The sequence below is a fragment of the Pseudomonas sp. REST10 genome, from assembly GCF_029542605.1.
In the GTDB taxonomy this organism is placed as follows: Bacteria; Pseudomonadota; Gammaproteobacteria; order Pseudomonadales; family Pseudomonadaceae; genus Aquipseudomonas; species Aquipseudomonas khazarica.
The window spans coordinates 961,649-976,855 of record NZ_CP035677.1; the positions used below are offsets into that span (position 1 = coordinate 961,649).

The 15,207-nt window shown below is 67.5% G+C and carries 13 protein-coding genes; 3 read left to right on the top strand and 10 right to left on the bottom strand.

What is annotated here, in order from left to right; translation table 11 throughout:
* Positions 1-201 precede the first annotated feature (201 nt).
* The 3 genes from EWH21_RS04430 (at position 202) to EWH21_RS04440 (ending at position 6,997) form a co-directional block, all read left to right on the top strand.
* Positions 202-3,507 carry a transglutaminase family protein gene (locus EWH21_RS04430; RefSeq protein WP_277699900.1) on the top strand — a complete coding sequence of 1,102 codons (3,306 nt, stop codon included), beginning with the start codon at positions 202-204 and terminating at the stop codon, positions 3,505-3,507.
* Positions 3,508-3,620: 113 nt separating this feature from the next.
* Positions 3,621-6,107: a circularly permuted type 2 ATP-grasp protein gene (locus EWH21_RS04435; RefSeq protein WP_037052442.1), complete on the top strand. Its 2,487-nt coding sequence runs from the start codon at positions 3,621-3,623 to the stop codon at positions 6,105-6,107.
* Entirely contained in the window at positions 6,104-6,997 is an 894-nt protein-coding gene (locus tag EWH21_RS04440; protein WP_037052446.1) for a transglutaminase family protein, read from the top strand. The genes EWH21_RS04435 and EWH21_RS04440 overlap by 4 nt, the downstream gene beginning before the upstream one ends.
* Positions 6,998-7,009: 12 nt before the next feature.
* Here the strand turns inward: EWH21_RS04440 and azu are convergent, their stop codons facing one another.
* From azu to EWH21_RS04490, 10 genes are all read right to left on the bottom strand, one after another.
* The gene (azu, locus tag EWH21_RS04445) at positions 7,010-7,459 is read right to left on the bottom strand and encodes an azurin (RefSeq protein ID WP_037052448.1); all 450 of its coding nucleotides are present in this window, start codon (positions 7,457-7,459) and stop codon (positions 7,010-7,012) included.
* A 399-nt stretch (positions 7,460-7,858) separates the two neighbouring features.
* Entirely contained in the window at positions 7,859-8,791 is a 933-nt protein-coding gene (locus EWH21_RS04450) for a DUF808 domain-containing protein (protein WP_277699901.1), read from the bottom strand.
* Between the two features lie 68 nt (positions 8,792-8,859).
* Positions 8,860-9,447: a TIGR00730 family Rossman fold protein gene (locus tag EWH21_RS04455; RefSeq protein ID WP_037052454.1), complete on the bottom strand. Its 588-nt coding sequence runs from the start codon at positions 9,445-9,447 to the stop codon at positions 8,860-8,862.
* Positions 9,448-9,676: 229 nt separating this feature from the next.
* A complete protein-coding gene (locus tag EWH21_RS04460) occupies positions 9,677-10,291 on the bottom strand; it encodes a LysE family transporter (RefSeq protein WP_037052456.1) in 615 nt (204 codons plus the stop codon).
* A gap of 515 nt (positions 10,292-10,806) precedes the next feature.
* Complete coding sequence (locus EWH21_RS04465) at positions 10,807-11,721, bottom strand: glycerophosphodiester phosphodiesterase (protein WP_037052467.1); 915 nt, start codon at positions 11,719-11,721, stop codon at positions 10,807-10,809.
* Between the two features lie 148 nt (positions 11,722-11,869).
* Positions 11,870-12,442, bottom strand: coding sequence for a HupE/UreJ family protein (locus EWH21_RS04470; protein ID WP_277699902.1), 573 nt, complete (start codon positions 12,440-12,442; stop codon positions 11,870-11,872).
* Between the two features lie 22 nt (positions 12,443-12,464).
* On the bottom strand, positions 12,465-13,079 hold the full coding sequence (gene ureG / locus EWH21_RS04475; protein ID WP_037052472.1) for an urease accessory protein UreG: 615 nt from the start codon (positions 13,077-13,079) through the stop codon (positions 12,465-12,467).
* A 14-nt stretch (positions 13,080-13,093) separates the two neighbouring features.
* On the bottom strand, positions 13,094-13,768 hold the full coding sequence (locus tag EWH21_RS04480) for an urease accessory UreF family protein (RefSeq protein WP_277699903.1): 675 nt from the start codon (positions 13,766-13,768) through the stop codon (positions 13,094-13,096).
* A gap of 40 nt (positions 13,769-13,808) precedes the next feature.
* Positions 13,809-14,309, bottom strand: a complete 501-nt coding sequence (ureE, locus tag EWH21_RS04485; protein WP_277699904.1) for an urease accessory protein UreE — start codon at positions 14,307-14,309, stop codon at positions 13,809-13,811.
* Positions 14,310-14,472: 163 nt separating this feature from the next.
* Positions 14,473-15,108, bottom strand: a complete 636-nt coding sequence (locus tag EWH21_RS04490) for a TetR family transcriptional regulator (RefSeq protein WP_037052479.1) — start codon at positions 15,106-15,108, stop codon at positions 14,473-14,475.
* Positions 15,109-15,207: the final 99 nt, after the last annotated feature.

Below are 15,207 nucleotides of genomic sequence, written 5' to 3' on the forward strand. Positions count from 1 at the left end.
TCGTCGCAGTCTAAGGCAGAAGTGCAGTGAAGCAAATTGAGCACCGCGTGAGTCGAACTGGTGCGTGCGCAGGGGGCTGGTGCGTGCCAGGCTCCGTTGTGGTGCGTGCATTCGGCGGCAGACGCGGTGGGCAGCGACGCACGGTCTGTGGCATAAGTCTTGCGCTGCACAGCTCATCGTCCAGGCTAGCAGGAGGCCGCCGTGTCGATTCATGTCGCGCTGCATCACGTCACCCACTACCGCTACGACCGTGCGGTGAACCTTGGTCCGCAGGTGGTGCGTCTGCGCCCGGCGCCGCACAGCCGTACGCGCATCCTCTCCTATGCGCTGAAGGTCGAGCCGGGCGAGCACTTCGTCAACTGGCAGCAGGACCCGCAGGGCAACTACCTGGCGCGCCTGGTCTTCCCCGAGAAGACCCGTGAATTCAAGGTCGAGGTGGACCTGGTCGCCGAGATGGCGGTGTTCAACCCCTTCGACTTCTTTCTCGAGCCCTACGCCGAGCGCATTCCCTTCGCCTACACCGAGGGCGAGCAGCGCGAGCTGGCGCCCTATCTGGTCAAGCTGCCGGCCACGCCGCTGTTCGCCAGGTACCTGGCCGGGATCGAGCGCAGCCCGACACCCAGCGTCGATTTCCTGGTCGAGCTGAACCAGCGACTGTCCGCCGACATCCGCTACCTGATCCGCATGGAACCGGGCGTGCAGACGCCGGAAGAGTCGTTGCAGCTGGCCGCCGGCTCGTGTCGTGACTCGGCCTGGCTGCTGGTGCAGTTGCTGCGCCACCTCGGCCTGGCGGCACGCTTCGTGTCCGGTTACCTGATCCAGCTCACGGCCGACGTCAAATCCCTCGATGGTCCTTCCGGCACCGACGAGGACTTCACCGACCTGCACGCCTGGTGCGAGGTCTACCTGCCCGGCGCCGGCTGGATCGGTCTCGATCCCACCAGTGGCCTGTTCGCGGGCGAGGGGCACATTCCGCTGGCCTGCAGCCCGGAACCGTCGTCGGCGGCGCCGATCAGCGGCGGGCTGGACGAGTGCGAGGTGGAGTTCGAGCACCTGATGAGCGTCGAACGGGTGTGGGAGGCGCCACGCGTCACCAAGCCTTACAGCGAAGCGCAGTGGCAGGCGATCCAGGCGCTGGGGCGGCAGATCGACGATGACCTGCAGGCGCATGACGTGCGCCTGACCATGGGCGGCGAGCCGACCTTCGTCGCGCTCGACTACCCGGACGACGACGAGTGGAACACCGCTGCGCTGGGCCCGAACAAGCGGCGCCTGGCTGCCGACCTGTTCTACCGCCTGCGTGACCACTATGCCGGCAATGCACTGGTGCATTTCGGCCAGGGCAAGTGGTACCCCGGCGAGCAGCTGCCGCGCTGGTCGCTGAACTGCTTCTGGCGTCGCGATGGCCAGCCCCTGTGGCACGACCCCAGGCTGCTGGCCGACGAGAAGCGCGGCTATGGCGCCACGGCCGAGACCGCCGAGCGCTTCCTGGCCAGCCTGGCCGCCCACCTGCAGGTGGAGGCCGACAACGTCTTTCCGGCCTTCGAGGACTGGTTCTACTACCTGTGGCGCGAGCGCAAGCTGCCGGACAACGTCACGCCGGACGATCCGCGTCTGAGCGATCCGCTGGAGCGCGAGCGCCTGCGCAAGGTGTTCGACCAGGGGCTCGACGCGGTGGTCGGTCATGTCCTGCCACTGGCGCGCCAGGTGGTCGGCGAGGGCTGGCAGAGCGGGCGCTGGTTCCTGCGCGACGAGCACTGCCGCCTGCTGCCGGGCGACTCGCCGCTGGGCTACCGCCTGCCGCTGGACTCGCTGCCCTGGGTCAGCCAGGCCGATTACCCCTACATCAACCCGGTCGACCCGAGCCAGGCGCAGCCGCCGTTGCCCGCCGCGGCGCAGATCCAGCGCCAGTTGCGCGGGGTCTGGCGTGGCGCCAGTGTCGCCCCTGGCAGCGGCCCGCAGAGTGCGCGCCCGGCCAGCGGTCAGTCGGCCGCCGGCATCGTGCGCACGGCACTGTGCGCCGAGCCGCGTGAGGGGCGGCTGTATCTGTTCATGCCGCCGCTGAGCCATCTCGAGGACTACCTGGAGCTGGTCGCGGCCATCGAGGCGGTAGCGGCCGAGCTCGATTGCCCGGTGCTGCTGGAGGGCTACGAGCCGCCGCTCGACCCGCGCCTGCAGTACTTCCGCGTGACCCCCGATCCGGGGGTGATCGAGGTGAACATCCATCCGGCGGCCAGCTGGGACGAGCTGGTGGAGCGCTGCGAGTTTCTCTACGAGGCGGCGCGGCAGTCGCGGCTGTCCAGCGAGAAGTTCATGATCGATGGCCGTCACACCGGCACCGGCGGCGGCAACCACTTCGTCCTCGGCGGGGCGACGCCGGGCGATTCGCCCTTCCTGCGGCGTCCCGACCTGCTGCGCAGCCTGATCAGCTACTGGCACAACCACCCGTCGCTGTCCTACCTGTTCAGCGGCCTGTTCATCGGCCCGACCTCGCAGGCGCCACGGGTGGACGAGGCGCGCAACGATGCCCTGTACGAACTGGAGATCGCCTTCGCGCAGATGCCCGAGCCGGGACGCGATGCCCCGCCGTGGCTGGTCGACCGGTTGTTGCGCAACCTGCTGGTGGACGTGACCGGCAACACCCACCGCGCCGAATTCTGCATCGACAAGCTGTACTCGCCGGACTCCGCCAGCGGGCGACTCGGCCTGCTCGAACTGCGTGCCTTCGAGATGCCGCCGCATGCGCAGATGAGCCTGGCCCAGCAGTTGCTGCTGCGCGCGCTGATCGCACGCTTCTGGCAGGAGCCCTATCGCCCGGCCAAGCTGGTGCGCTGGGGGACCGAGCTGCATGACCGCTTCCTGCTGCCGCATTTCGTCGAGCAGGATTTCGCCGACGTGCTGCAGGAACTGGGCAGCTTCGGCTATCGACTGCGCAGCGAATGGTTCGCCCCGCACCTGGAGTTCCGCTTTCCCAAGGCCGGCGATTTCGCCGTCAAGGGCATCGATCTGGAGCTGCGCCAGGCGCTGGAGCCCTGGCATGTGCTGGGCGAGGAGGGCGCCATCGGCGGTACGGTGCGTTACGTCGACTCGTCACTGGAACGCATGCAGGTGAAGCTCGCCGGCATGGCGCCGGACCGTTACCTGCTGACCTGCAACGGCGTGCCGGTGCCGCTGCGGCCCACCGGCAAGGTCGGTGAGTTCGTCGGTGGCGTGCGTTTCCGGGCCTGGCAGCCGGCCAGTTGCCTGCAACCGACCATCGGCGTGCATGCCCCGCTGGTGTTCGACCTGATCGACACCTGGATGCAGCGCTCGCTGGGCGGTTGCCAGTACCATGTGGCGCATCCGGGCGGGCGCAACTACGACAGCCTGCCGGTCAACGCCTACGAGGCGGAAAGCCGGCGTCTGGCGCGCTTCTTCCGCCTCGGCCACAGCCCGGGCAAGCGCCCCGTGCTGCAACCGATGGACAATAATGAACTACCGATGACTCTGGATCTGCGTCGCGTCTGACGCCAATCCCGTCTGTGGCAGGGGCCTTGGCCGCGAACCGTCGCTGCTGAAGCGCCTGCCACGGATGCAGCCGTCAATTTGCGTCACGCTGCCTTGTCACTGCCGAGCCTGCCATGCCCGACCTGCTAGCCGATTATCCGCCTCCTGCCGGGGGGTACCACGAACTGCTCGACGCCAAGGGCAAGGTGCGCCCGCACTGGCGCCGCCTGTTCGAGCAGCTCGAGCGCAGCCGCCCAGAGCAACTGGCCCAGCGCGAGGCCATGCTGGCCCGGCAGATTCAGGAGAACGGCGTCACCTACAACGTCTACGCCGATCCCGACGGGGCCGACCGGCCCTGGGAGCTGGACCTGCTGCCGAACCTGATCCCCGCCGACGAGTGGCAGCAGATCGCCGCCGGCGTGGCCCAGCGCGCGACCCTGCTCAATCGCGTCGTGGCCGATCTCTACGGGCCGCAGAAGCTGATTGCCGAGGGCCTGCTGCCGACGGAGCTGGTGTTCGGTCACAACAACTTTCTCTGGCCCTGTCAGGGCGTGCAGGCGCCGGGGGGCACCTGGCTGCACCTGTACGCGGTGGACCTGGCCCGTGCGCCGGACGGCCGCTGGTGGGTGACGGCCGATCGTACCCAGGCGCCCTCCGGTGCCGGCTACGCGCTGGAGAATCGGCAGATCGTCTCGCGGGCCTTTCCCGAGTTGTACCGTGACCTGCGCGTGCAGTATCTGGCCGGTTTCTTCCGGACCCTGCAGGACACCCTGGCCCGCCAGGCGCCGAGCGGCGGCGAGACTCCGCTGGTGGTGCTGCTGACGCCGGGGCGTTTCAACGAAAGCTATTTCGAGCACCTGTACCTGGCGCGCCAGCTGGGCTATCCGCTGGTCGAAGGCAGCGACCTGACCGTGCGGGATGCCACGCTCTATCTCAAGACCCTGGCTGGCCTGCGCCGCGTGCACGCGGTGCTGCGCCGCCTCGACGACGATTACTGCGACCCGCTGGAGCTGCGCACCGATTCCGCCCTCGGTGTTCCGGGCCTGCTCGAAGCGGTGCGCCGTGGCCGCGTGCTGGTGGCCAATGCCCTCGGCAGCGGCGTGCTGGAGTCACCTGGTCTGCCCGGCTTCCTGCCGGCGATCAGCGAGCATCTGCTGGGCGAGGAGTTGCTGCTGCCATCCATCGCCAGTTGGTGGTGCGGCGAGCCGCCGGTGCTGGAGGAGGCGCTGGAAAAGCTCGACGAACTGCTGGTGCGTCCGGCGTTCCCCTCGCAGAGCTTCACCCCGGTGTTCGGCCGCGACCTGAACGAGGCGCAGCGCGCCAAGCTGGCGGCGCGCCTCAAGCTGCGCCCCTATGCCTACGTGGCGCAGGCACGGGCCAAGCTGTCGCAGGCGCCGGTATGGGATGGCACTGGCCTGCAGCCGCGCGCCATCGGCATGCGCGTGTACGCCGTGGCCAGTGCCGACGGTTACCGGGTGATGCCCGGCGGCCTGACGCGTGTGGCCGCTGAGGCCGACGCCGAGGTGGTGTCGATGCAGCGCGGCGGGGCCAGCAAGGACACCTGGGTGCTCGGTACGCGGCAGAGCGGTGGCGAGCCATGGCAGACGCAGCGCACCCTGGGCACCGCCGACCTGGTGCGCAGTGACCCCTTCCTGCCCTCGCGGGTGGTGGAGAACCTGTACTGGTTCGGCCGTTATGCCGAGCGCTGCGAGGACAGCGCCCGCCTGCTGCGCATCATGCTGGCGCGCTATGTCGACGACGACGATGACCCGCAGGCCCTGCAGAGCGCGCTGGCGCTGGCCGAGGAACTGGGCCTGCTGGCACCGGCCGAGGAGGGCGCGCTGGAGCCGCGCCTGTTGCAGGCCCTGCTTGGCAGCGACTGGCCGGCCAGCCTGCGGGCCAACCTGCAGCGCCTGCAATGGGCGGCGGGCAGCGTGCGCGGCAAGCTGTCCCAGGCCAACTGGCAGGCGCTGGTGGAGTTGCAGGGGGAGGCTCAGTTGCTCGAGGCCCAGCCTGCCGATTTCGGCGAGTTGCTGGACTTTCTCAATCGCCTGCTGATGTCCCTGGCGGCGTTGTCCGGCTTCGCCCTGGATGACATGACCCGTGACGACGGCTGGCGCTTTCTCATGCTCGGCCGCTACATCGAACGCCTGCAGTTTCTCTGCGACAGCTTCGCCGGTTTCCTGCGCAGCGGCGCGGCTACCGACCAGTCGGCGCTGGAGTGGCTGCTGGAACTGGGCAACAGCAGCATCACCTATCGCACCCGCTACCTGGCGTCGGCGCAGCTGATCCCGGTACTCGACCTGCTCCTGCTCGACGAGCAGAACCCGCATGCGGTGCTGTTCCAGCTGCGCACCCTGCTGGCCTCGCTGGCGCGGCTGGACGAGCGCTTCGAGCTGCCGGCCGAGCGCTATCTGACCTACCTGGAGCAGCAGCTGAGCGCCTTCAGCCTGGCCAGCCTGGAGAATCCGCTGTTCGGCCCCGGCAGTACCCGCGCGGTGCTCGAGGGCCTGGCCGACCTGCTGGTGGCCATCAGCGAAGCGGCCGGGACGGTATCGGATCACCTCGGGTTGCGCTTCTTCGCCCACGTCGATGTCAGCCAGCGGACGCAATCCTCATGAGCAGTGCGCTGTATCAGGTGCTACACGACACCCACTACCGTTACTCGGCGCCGGTCTCCCTGGCCCAGCAGCTGGCCCACCTGTGGCCGCGCCAGTGCCCCTGGCAGCGCAGCCATGAGCAGGCGCTGCGCGTCGACCCGCAGCCCTGCCAGCGCCGCGATGGCCTGGACGTGTTCGGCAATCCGCTGACCCGCCTGGTGTTCGAGCGCCCGCACGAGGCGCTCAGCGTCAGCGCGCGCCTGCGTATCGAAGTGCTGGCGCGGCCGCCCCTCGATCTCGACGATTCACCGCCCTGGGAGGCCGCCTGCGCGGCGCTCAGCTATGCCGGCACGCGGCTGGCGCCGGACCTGCTGGAGGCCGCGCGCTATCGCTTCGAGTCGCCCTACGTGCGGCTCAAGCAGGTATTCGCCGACTATGCCGATGACTGCTTCACGCCGGGCAGGCCGCTGCTGCAAGCGGGCCAGGCGCTGATGCAGAAGATCTTCGAGGAGTTCAGTTTCGACGCGGGCGCGACCCAGGTGGCGACGCCGCTGTTGCAGGTGCTCGAGGAAAAACGCGGGGTCTGCCAGGACTTTGCCCACCTGATGCTCGCCTGCCTGCGCTCGCGGGGGCTGGCAGCGCGTTACGTCAGTGGCTACCTGCTGACCCAGCCGCCGCCCGGTCAGCCACGCCTGATCGGGGCCGACGCCTCGCATGCCTGGGTGTCGTTGTACTGCCCGCGTCAGGGCTGGGTGGATTTCGATCCGACCAACAACGTGCGTCCGGCGCTGGAGCACATCACCCTGGCCTGGGGCCGGGATTTTTCCGATGTGTCACCGTTGCGCGGGGTCATTCTGGGGGGCGGCAGCCACGACCCTGAAGTGCAGGTGACGGTGCTGCCGCTGGGCTGAGAGGTCGAGGTATCAGTCGACCAGCTTCACGCTGCCTTTCATCAGCGCGTAGTGACCCGGGAAGGAGCAGAAGAAGCTGTAATCCTCGCCAGCGGCCAGCTTGCTCACATCGAAGGTCACCGAGGTGCTTTCGCCGCCGCCGATCAGGCCGGTGTGGGCGATCACGCGCTCGTCACCGGCCTTGACGTAGGCGGCGTCGGGGCCGGCGCCAATGCCGTCGGTGGCGATGCCGGGCATGTCGGCGGTCTTGCTCAGCACCAGGTTGTGGCCCATGGCGGTCTTGGGCAGGCTGCCGGTGTGCTTGAGGTTGACGGTGAAGGTCTTGCAGCTCTTGCTGATGGAGATGGCCTGGGTGTTGTAGGTCATCTGGTCGGTCGATTCGACATCCACCGAGCACTCGGCAGCGAACAGCGGTGTGCTGGCCAGGCCGAGCAGTGCCATCAGAGCAACGTTACGCAACATCTTGAAGCCTCCAGATTCTGATAAATCGGTCAGGTCCTAAAAGACTCGCACAGTGGTGACGTCCTGTGACTGCGACCGAACGCCACGGCGGCGTTATCCCGAGAATCTGTGGATAACTGTGTGGGCAAGGTCTGCATGGCTCGTTCCAGGGCGCGTCGCTGGCCGTTTTCGAGCCCCTGGTCAGCTTTTGCTCAGGCGTTCGCGGCGGCTCGGGAATCAGGCAAAAAACCTTGAAAATTAACTGCTTGAGTTATCGATGCAGGGCTGCACGCGAGGTGCCGGGCGGGGCGCCGGGCTTATCCACGGAAGGTGTGGAGCAAGCTGTGGATAAGCTTGGGGAAAGTCAGCGCCGACAGCGGCTGCCCTGAGCGGCTGTCGGCTGGCTGGAAAATGAGCGGCTCAGGCGGCCGTCGAAGGACGCAGCGCGCGCCACAGGCGGGCGCCGAGGCTCACCAGCGGGACGCTGATCAGACCGGCGACGATGCCCAGCAGGGCATTGAACAGGGTCGGCAGCAGTGCGGAGAGCAGGCCGACATCCTGCGCGGCCCACTCGGCGGCGTGATGCAGGGCGGCTTCGACCGGGGGCAGGCCATGACTGAGGATGCCGCCACCGACCATGAACATCGCCGCCGTGCCGACGACCGAGAGTGTCTTCATCAGCCAGGGCGCCAGGGCCAGCAGGCCGCGGCCCAGGCTCTGGGCGAAGGCGCTGCTGCGTTGGCTGAGGTAGAGCCCGGCGTCGTCCAGCTTGACGATGCCGGCCACCAGGCCGTAGACGCCGAGGGTGATCACCAGGGCGATGGTGCTGAGCACCGCCAGCTGATTGACGAAGCTGGCGCTGGCCACGGTGCCCAGGGTGATGGCGATGATCTCTGCGGAGAGGATGAAGTCCGTGCGCACCGCGCCACGGATCTTGTCCCGCTCCAAGGCCACCAGGTCGATGTCGGGATCGGCCAGGGCCTCCAGGCGCGCCTGCTTGCCGTCGTCCTCGTGACGGTGCAGCAGCTTGTGCAGCAGTTTTTCCGCACCTTCGTAGCAGAGGAACAGGCCGCCGAACATCAGCAGCGGCACCACCAGCCAGGGCGCCACTGCACTGATCAGCAGCGCGGCCGGCACCAGGATCGCCTTGTTCAGCAGCGAGCCCTTGGCCACCGCCCACACCACGGGCAGCTCGCGGTCCGCCCTGACGCCGGTGACCTGCTGGGCATTGAGGGCCAGGTCGTCGCCCAGCACGCCGGCGGTCTTGCGCGCGGCGACCTTGGTCATGCTGGCGACATCGTCGAGTACGGCACTGATGTCATCGATCAGGGCGAGCAGGCTGCTTCCGGCCATCTTGCGGCTTCCATGTAAGGACAAGGCGCCAAGGTTAGCACCGCACCCGCCTGCCTGACGTGAACAAATCAGCTCGGCGAGCGATCGACCCACTTGGGCGCTGCGCTGGGTTGCCACTCGGCCAGCGCATCGATCAGGTTCTGCGGGCTGCTGGCGATCTGCAGCATCTCGCGGTGTTGCGGACGCACGAAGCGCTCGGCGACGAGGTGATCGAGGAAGTCACCGAGCTTGCTGTAGAAACCGTTCACTTCCAGCAGGCCCAGCGGCTTGGAGTGATAGCCCAGCTGGCCCCAGGTCCAGACCTCGAACAGTTCCTCCAGCGTGCCCAGGCCGCCAGGAAGGGCGATGAAGGCGTCCGCCAGCTCGGCCATGCGTGCCTTGCGCGCGTGCATGCCGTCGACCACTTCCAGGCAGGTCAGGCCACGGTGGCCGATCTCGGCACGCTCCAGGCTCTGCGGGATGATGCCGATGACCTCGCCGCCGGCATTCAGGGCGGCATCGGCGACGACGCCCATCAGGCCGACCGCGCCGCCGCCGTAGATCAGGCGGATGCCACGCTGGGCCAGGTACTGGCCAAGCTCTTCGGCAGCCTGGCGGTAGATCGGGCTGGCGCCGGGACTGGCGCCACAGAAGACACAGACGCTACGCAGGGACATGCACGGACTCCTTGAGCAAATGCGTCAAGGGTAGCGGCACGCCGCGTCATGACCAAGTGTCAGTGGCGCGTATCAATGCCGCAGGTGGCGCAGGCGTAGCTGGCGAGGAACTGCTTGAACAGGTCGTTGAGGGACATGGTGCGGCTTCCTGACGCAGGGACATGCTGGTCAGGCTAGCCGCGTTGCGGCGAACGCGCCGTTAGATTGTTTCGATGACGGCGATAGTCGATCAGACCAGTTCCAGCGCACTCATCCCGGCCAGGCCCAGCAGCATCACGCCACAGGCCGCGTAGGTCAGGCGATGCCAGAGCAGCGAGGCGGCGCGGCGGAACCAGTCCACCAGGCCGGCGCAGATGAAACACCAGAGCAGCGACGACAGCATGAACCCGCTGAAGAACACCGCCAGGTGCGTCGGCGTCGGCTGGGCGACGCCGATGGCCGCCATCGCGCCACCCATGGCGGCCCAGTAGACGATGTTCTGCGGGTTGCTCAGCGACAGCGCGGCCCCTGCAGCAAAGGCGCCGCCGGCAGCCGCCTGGTCGTCGGCGCTGGGTTGCGGCGGACAGCGGGCGTCGCGCAGCGACTGATAGCCGAGCCAGGCCAGGTACAGCGCGCTGGCCAGCGTCAGCGGGTAGCGAATCTGGGCGCTGTCAAGCAGCAGGGCCAGACCGGTGAGGCCGAGGGCGGCCCAGGTGGCGTCACCCACCAGCGAACCGATCTGCACCAGCAGTGCCGGTCGGTAGCCGTCACGCAGGCCGCGCCGCAAGGTCTCGCTGAAGACGGCGCCCGGGGCGGCGTTGAACACGAAACCAAGGAGCAGGGCGGCGAGGAAGAAGCTGAACATCAGGTGTCCTTAACGGGCAGGAGAACGAAGGCCAGCTCAGCAAGCAGCCGGCATGCCAACCCGGTGAAAATAAAGTTTTCCACCAAGGCTGTGGGAATAACTGTGGAAAAGCTGGTGGTGCTTGCCTGGCAGGCGGATTTGGTGCCGCTTGCAGGGTAGCGGACAAGATCTGAGCAGCGGGGATTTTCCTTTGTACACAAGGGCTTGACAGTTTGTCGCTGAATGGCGTGGCGGGCTCGAGGTTGTCCACGGCTGCTGTGGGTGGTGCTGTTGATAACTTCTGTAAGCATTGTCTGAGGCCCTATATTTCGGGGCTTGCAGCGCTTTGGTGAATTTCTGATCAGGCATTTTCTGCGGCATGGTCGCGGCGGATTGTCCAGTGTTTTCCACTGCCGGCAGGCGAGCTGGAAAATTATCCCCGGAAACTGTTGATGGAGCTGTGGACAAGCTGCTCATGAGGGTGCTCGGGCCGCGTGCAGTCTGGCGTTGCCGGGGGCGGCGAATTTCTCGCCAGGCTACTCGCCGGGGAGCGCGCCGAGCTGTGTCGGACGGCCGAGCAGCTGCAGGGCGCGGTCCGGGTAATCGGTGATCAGGCCGTTGACGCCCATCTGCAGCAGGCGGCGCATGGCGGGCTGCTCGTTGATCGTCCACAGCTGAACGTTCAGCCCACGGGCCTGTGCATTGCGCACCAGGCGTGGCGTCGCCAGGTCGAGACCACTGTGCTGCGGAGGAATCTGCAGCACGGCATAGGAGGGCGACAGCAAGTCGCTCAGGCCCAGCCAGTTCAGCGCCAGCAGCATGCGCACCGAGACCGGGCCGGCGGACGTGGCGACCTCCGGGCAGAGCTGGCGGAAGCGCGCCAGGCTGCGTTCATGAAAGCTGCCGACGATGACCCGGTCGAGCTGGTCGTAGGCGGCCAGCATCTCGCAGAGCACCGCTTCCATGCCGACGTCGGGGACCTTGATGTCGAGCACCTTGGGGATCAGCGGGAAGCGTTCGAATACCTCTTCCAGCGCGGCGATGCGCGTGCCCTGGCCACGGTACGGATGGCTCTGGCCACCATCGGCGGTCCAGTTGTAGCCGGCGTCCAGGGCCTGCAGTTCGGCCAGGCTGTAGTGCGCGACCTGGCCTTCGCCATTGGTGGTGCGCTCCAGCGTGTCGTCATGCATCACCACCAGCTTGGCGTCCTGGCTCAGTTGCAGGTCCATCTCCAGCATGTCGACGCCGAGTGCAGCGGCTCGCTCGAAGGCGAACAGGGTGTTTTCCGGCCACAGACCCTTGCCGCCACGGTGGGCGATGACCAGCGGACGCTGGCCCAGGTCCGCAAGCACGGGCGGGGTGGGCGCCGGGTGGCTGGTCAGCGCCAGCAGCAGGATGACGACGCCGATCAGCAGCAGGGGGGCGAGCAGGAATCGAGTGAGACGCAGCATGGGTGAAGTCTCGAAAGCGGTTCGGGACTTTGTGCCCCAGCGCAGGGGTGTTGGCAAGTGTTGTGGCAAGGGGCGCCGCGCCACCGCGATGGCCGCGCCGGACCTGTTGGCCTCGACGCGCGAACGCCCCTTCTGCTCGGGATGAACCTCAGCTGGCGAGCAGCCAGACCCCGGCTGCCGCCGATGCGCCACCGGCGATGCGTACCAGCGGAGCCGCCGCGCGCGGCAGGAAGCGCACCAGGGCGAAGCCGATGGCATGCAGCGCGGCAGTGGCGACGATGAAGCCGGCCGCGTAGCCGAGAGGGCTGGCCAGGTCGGGCAGTTCGAGGCCGTGGGCGACGCCATGGGTCAGGGCGAACACCGCGGTCAGGCCAACGGACAGGAGCATCGGCAGGCGTGCGGCCACGGCCACCAGCAGGCCGAAGGCCAGGACCGAGCCGGCGATTCCGGTCTCCATGAGGGGAATCTCCACCCCGGCGAAGCCCAGTAGGCCGCCGACCAGCATGCTGCCGACGAAGGTCAGCGGCAGCAGCCAGCGCGCCGCGCCGCTTTGCTGCGCGGCCCACAGGCCGACGGCGAACATCGCCAGCAGGTGATCGAGGCCGAACACCGGGTGTGCCAGGCCGGCCATGAGACCGGACTCGCCATGGCCCGGGTGGGCGAAGGCCAGCGCCGGGGTGCAGAACAGGGCGATGGCGTAGACGGTTTTGCGCAGATTCATGAGGTTCTCCTTGAGGTGGGAATCAGGCCGCCGTGAGCATGCCCTGGCGTTCGATGAAGGCGATGATCTCGTCGAGACCCTGACCGACCTTCTGGTTGCTGAAGACGAATGGTTTGTCACCGCGCATCTTCAGGGTGTCGCGTTCCATCACCTCCAGCGAGGCGCCGACCATGGGGGCCAGGTCGACCTTGTTGATCACCAGCAGGTCGGACTTGCAGATGCCGGGGCCGCCCTTGCGGGGCAACTTGTCGCCGGCGGACACGTCGATCACGTACAGGGTCAGGTCCGACAGTTCCGGGCTGAAGGTGGCGGACAGGTTGTCGCCACCGGACTCGACGATGACCAGGTCGAGGCCGGGGAAGCGGCGATTGAGCTGCTCGACGGCTTCCAGGTTGATCGAGGCATCCTCGCGAATGGCGGTGTGGGGGCAGCCGCCGGTCTCCACGCCGATGATGCGCTCGGGTTCCAGGGCCTCGTTGCGCACCAGGAACTGGGCGTCTTCCTGGGTGTAGATGTCGTTGGTGACCACGGCGATGTTGTAGCGCTCGCGCAGGGCGCGGCACAGGGCCAGGGTCAGGGCGGTCTTGCCGGAACCGACCGGGCCGCCGATACCGACACGCAGGGGTTGGCTGTTCATGTGTGCAATCCTCGTCAGGAGCGGAAGAGACGCGAGTACTGGCGCTCGTGCGCCATGCTCGCCAGGGCCAGGCCGAACGCGGCGCTGCCCCAGTGTTCGGGGGAAAGATCGGCGGCCTGCTGCTGCGCGCCATCGAGCTGCGGCAACAGGCGACTGGTCAGGCGCTGGGCGGCTTGCTGGCCCAGCGGCAGGACCTTCATCAGCACGGCCAGCTGGTTTTCCAGCCAGCCCCAGAGCCAGGCGGCCAGGGCATCGTCCGGGGTGATGTGCCAGGCGCGCGCCGCCAGTGCCCAGGCCAGGGCCAGGCCGGGCTCGTCCTGGGCATCGAGCAAGGTGCGGGCGTCGTCATCCAGTTCGGGCAGGCCTGCGAGCAGTTGCCGCAGCGAATAGCCCATCTGCCGGCTTTCCAGGGCCAGTTCACGGGTTTCGCGGCTGGCACGGTGCTGTTCGGCCAGTGCCTGCAGGCGCGACCAGTCGGCTGCGTCCGCCGCGCGGCAGTGGGCCAGCAGCAGCGGCGCTTCGAAGCGCGCAAGGTTGAGCATGAGCTGATCGGCCAGCCAGCGCTCGGCGCTGTCGGCGTCAACGATCAGGCCGCTGTCGATGGCCCATTCCAGCCCTTGCGAATAGCTGTAGCCACCGATCGGCAGTTGCGGGCTGGCCAGGCGCAGCAGGGCCCAGGCCGGCTTCACGAGCAGACCTCGGGGGATGTCACGGCGGCTGTGTGTGGCGTCACGTGCGCACACCGAACTGGTGCAGGCGCGGGCCGTAGTTGAATTCCTCGTCACCCTGATGCGAGTGATGGTGACCGCCGCCGTAGGCACCCTGCTCGGGCTGGTAAGGTGCCTGCACGGCCTCGACCCTGGCGCCCAGCTGTTCGAGCATGGCCTTGAGCACGTAGTCATCGGGCAGGCGCAGCCAGCCTTCGCCCAGCTGCAGGGCGACATGGCGGTTGCCCAGGTGGTAGGCGGCGCGCATCAGTTCGAACGGGCTGCTGCAGGTGACGTGCAGCAGGGGTTCGGCCTTGGCGCGCACGCGCACCACGCGCCCATCCCTGGCCTGCAGGCATTCGCCATCCGCCAGTGCCGGCTGGCCGCGCTCGAGGAACAGGCCAACTTCTTCGCCAGCCGTGGTGAAGCAGCGCAGGCGGCTCTTGCTGCGGGCCTCGAAGGTCAGTTCCAGTTCGTCATCAGGGTTCGCCTGTGGCGCGATTCGACTGTGGATCACCAGCATGGGTATCTATTCCGGGGCAATGTGCCCGGAAATAGTGCAAGTGGCTTGCCAAGGCCGCAGAGTGCCGCAGGACGGCGCATTGCTGCGGTCTGTGGATAACTTGTCCGTATGGTCAGAAACTATTTGGTGCGTTTTGCCGGTTGGCGCACCTGATTGGTGCGCGTCATGCGCTGGGCTTGCCCAGGCCCTGCCAGTGCTTGCCGCCGACCATGATGAAGCGCAGCTGCTGAATGATCTTGGCCTCGGCGCTGAGGTGCGCCGGCAGGGTTTCGGCGGGCGGGTCGATCAGTTCGGGCAGGGTGGCGAACACCGTCTTGACCACCAGGTCGGAGACCACGTCGAGTGCGGCATCGTCGAGATGCGGCATGCGATTCATCAGCTTGAGGTCGGCCGCCAGGTCGTTGGTGATGCGCTCGCGCAGGGCGCTGATCGCCTGGCGTACGGGCTGCGAGCCACCGTACTGCTCGCGGGCGAGGAAGAGGAACTGGCCATGGTTGGCGGCTACTTCGGCGAGGAAGATGCGCACCGAGGCGTCGATCATGCCGCGCATCTCGAACTCATGCCGACGCACCTGGCGGATCGCCGCGCGGAAGGTTTCCCCGACTTCCGCCACCAGCGCCAGGCCCAGTTCGTCCATGTCTGCGAAGTGGCGATAGAAGCCGGTGGGCACGATGCCGGCGACGCGCGTGACTTCCCTCAGGCTCAGGCTGCCGAAGCCACGCCCGCTCTCCATCAGGGTCAGTGCGGCGGCCATCAGGGATTGGCGGGTCTGCTGCTTCTGTTCGGCGCGTGGCGTCATGCGGGTCGGTTCGTTGAACGATGGCGCACTCTAGCAAATGCGCGGCGCCAGCGTCGAACCATGCTGGGGCATCATTCAGTGAACAGGTGTTGACTGAAT

Coding starts and splice junctions, on each gene's coding strand:
- EWH21_RS04435 (WP_037052442.1), top strand. CDS start 3,621: ATGCCCGACCTGCTAGCCGATTATCCGCCTCCTGCCGGGGGGTACCAC.
- EWH21_RS04440 (WP_037052446.1), top strand. CDS start 6,104: ATGAGCAGTGCGCTGTATCAGGTGCTACACGACACCCACTACCGTTAC.
- azu (WP_037052448.1), bottom strand. CDS start 7,459: ATGTTGCGTAACGTTGCTCTGATGGCACTGCTCGGCCTGGCCAGCACA.
- EWH21_RS04450 (WP_277699901.1), bottom strand. CDS start 8,791: ATGGCCGGAAGCAGCCTGCTCGCCCTGATCGATGACATCAGTGCCGTA.
- EWH21_RS04455 (WP_037052454.1), bottom strand. CDS start 9,447: ATGTCCCTGCGTAGCGTCTGTGTCTTCTGTGGCGCCAGTCCCGGCGCC.
- EWH21_RS04460 (WP_037052456.1), bottom strand. CDS start 10,291: ATGTTCAGCTTCTTCCTCGCCGCCCTGCTCCTTGGTTTCGTGTTCAAC.
- EWH21_RS04465 (WP_037052467.1), bottom strand. CDS start 11,721: ATGCTGCGTCTCACTCGATTCCTGCTCGCCCCCCTGCTGCTGATCGGC.
- EWH21_RS04470 (WP_277699902.1), bottom strand. CDS start 12,442: ATGAATCTGCGCAAAACCGTCTACGCCATCGCCCTGTTCTGCACCCCG.
- ureG (WP_037052472.1), bottom strand. CDS start 13,079: ATGAACAGCCAACCCCTGCGTGTCGGTATCGGCGGCCCGGTCGGTTCC.
- ureE (WP_277699904.1), bottom strand. CDS start 14,309: ATGCTGGTGATCCACAGTCGAATCGCGCCACAGGCGAACCCTGATGAC.
- EWH21_RS04490 (WP_037052479.1), bottom strand. CDS start 15,108: ATGACGCCACGCGCCGAACAGAAGCAGCAGACCCGCCAATCCCTGATG.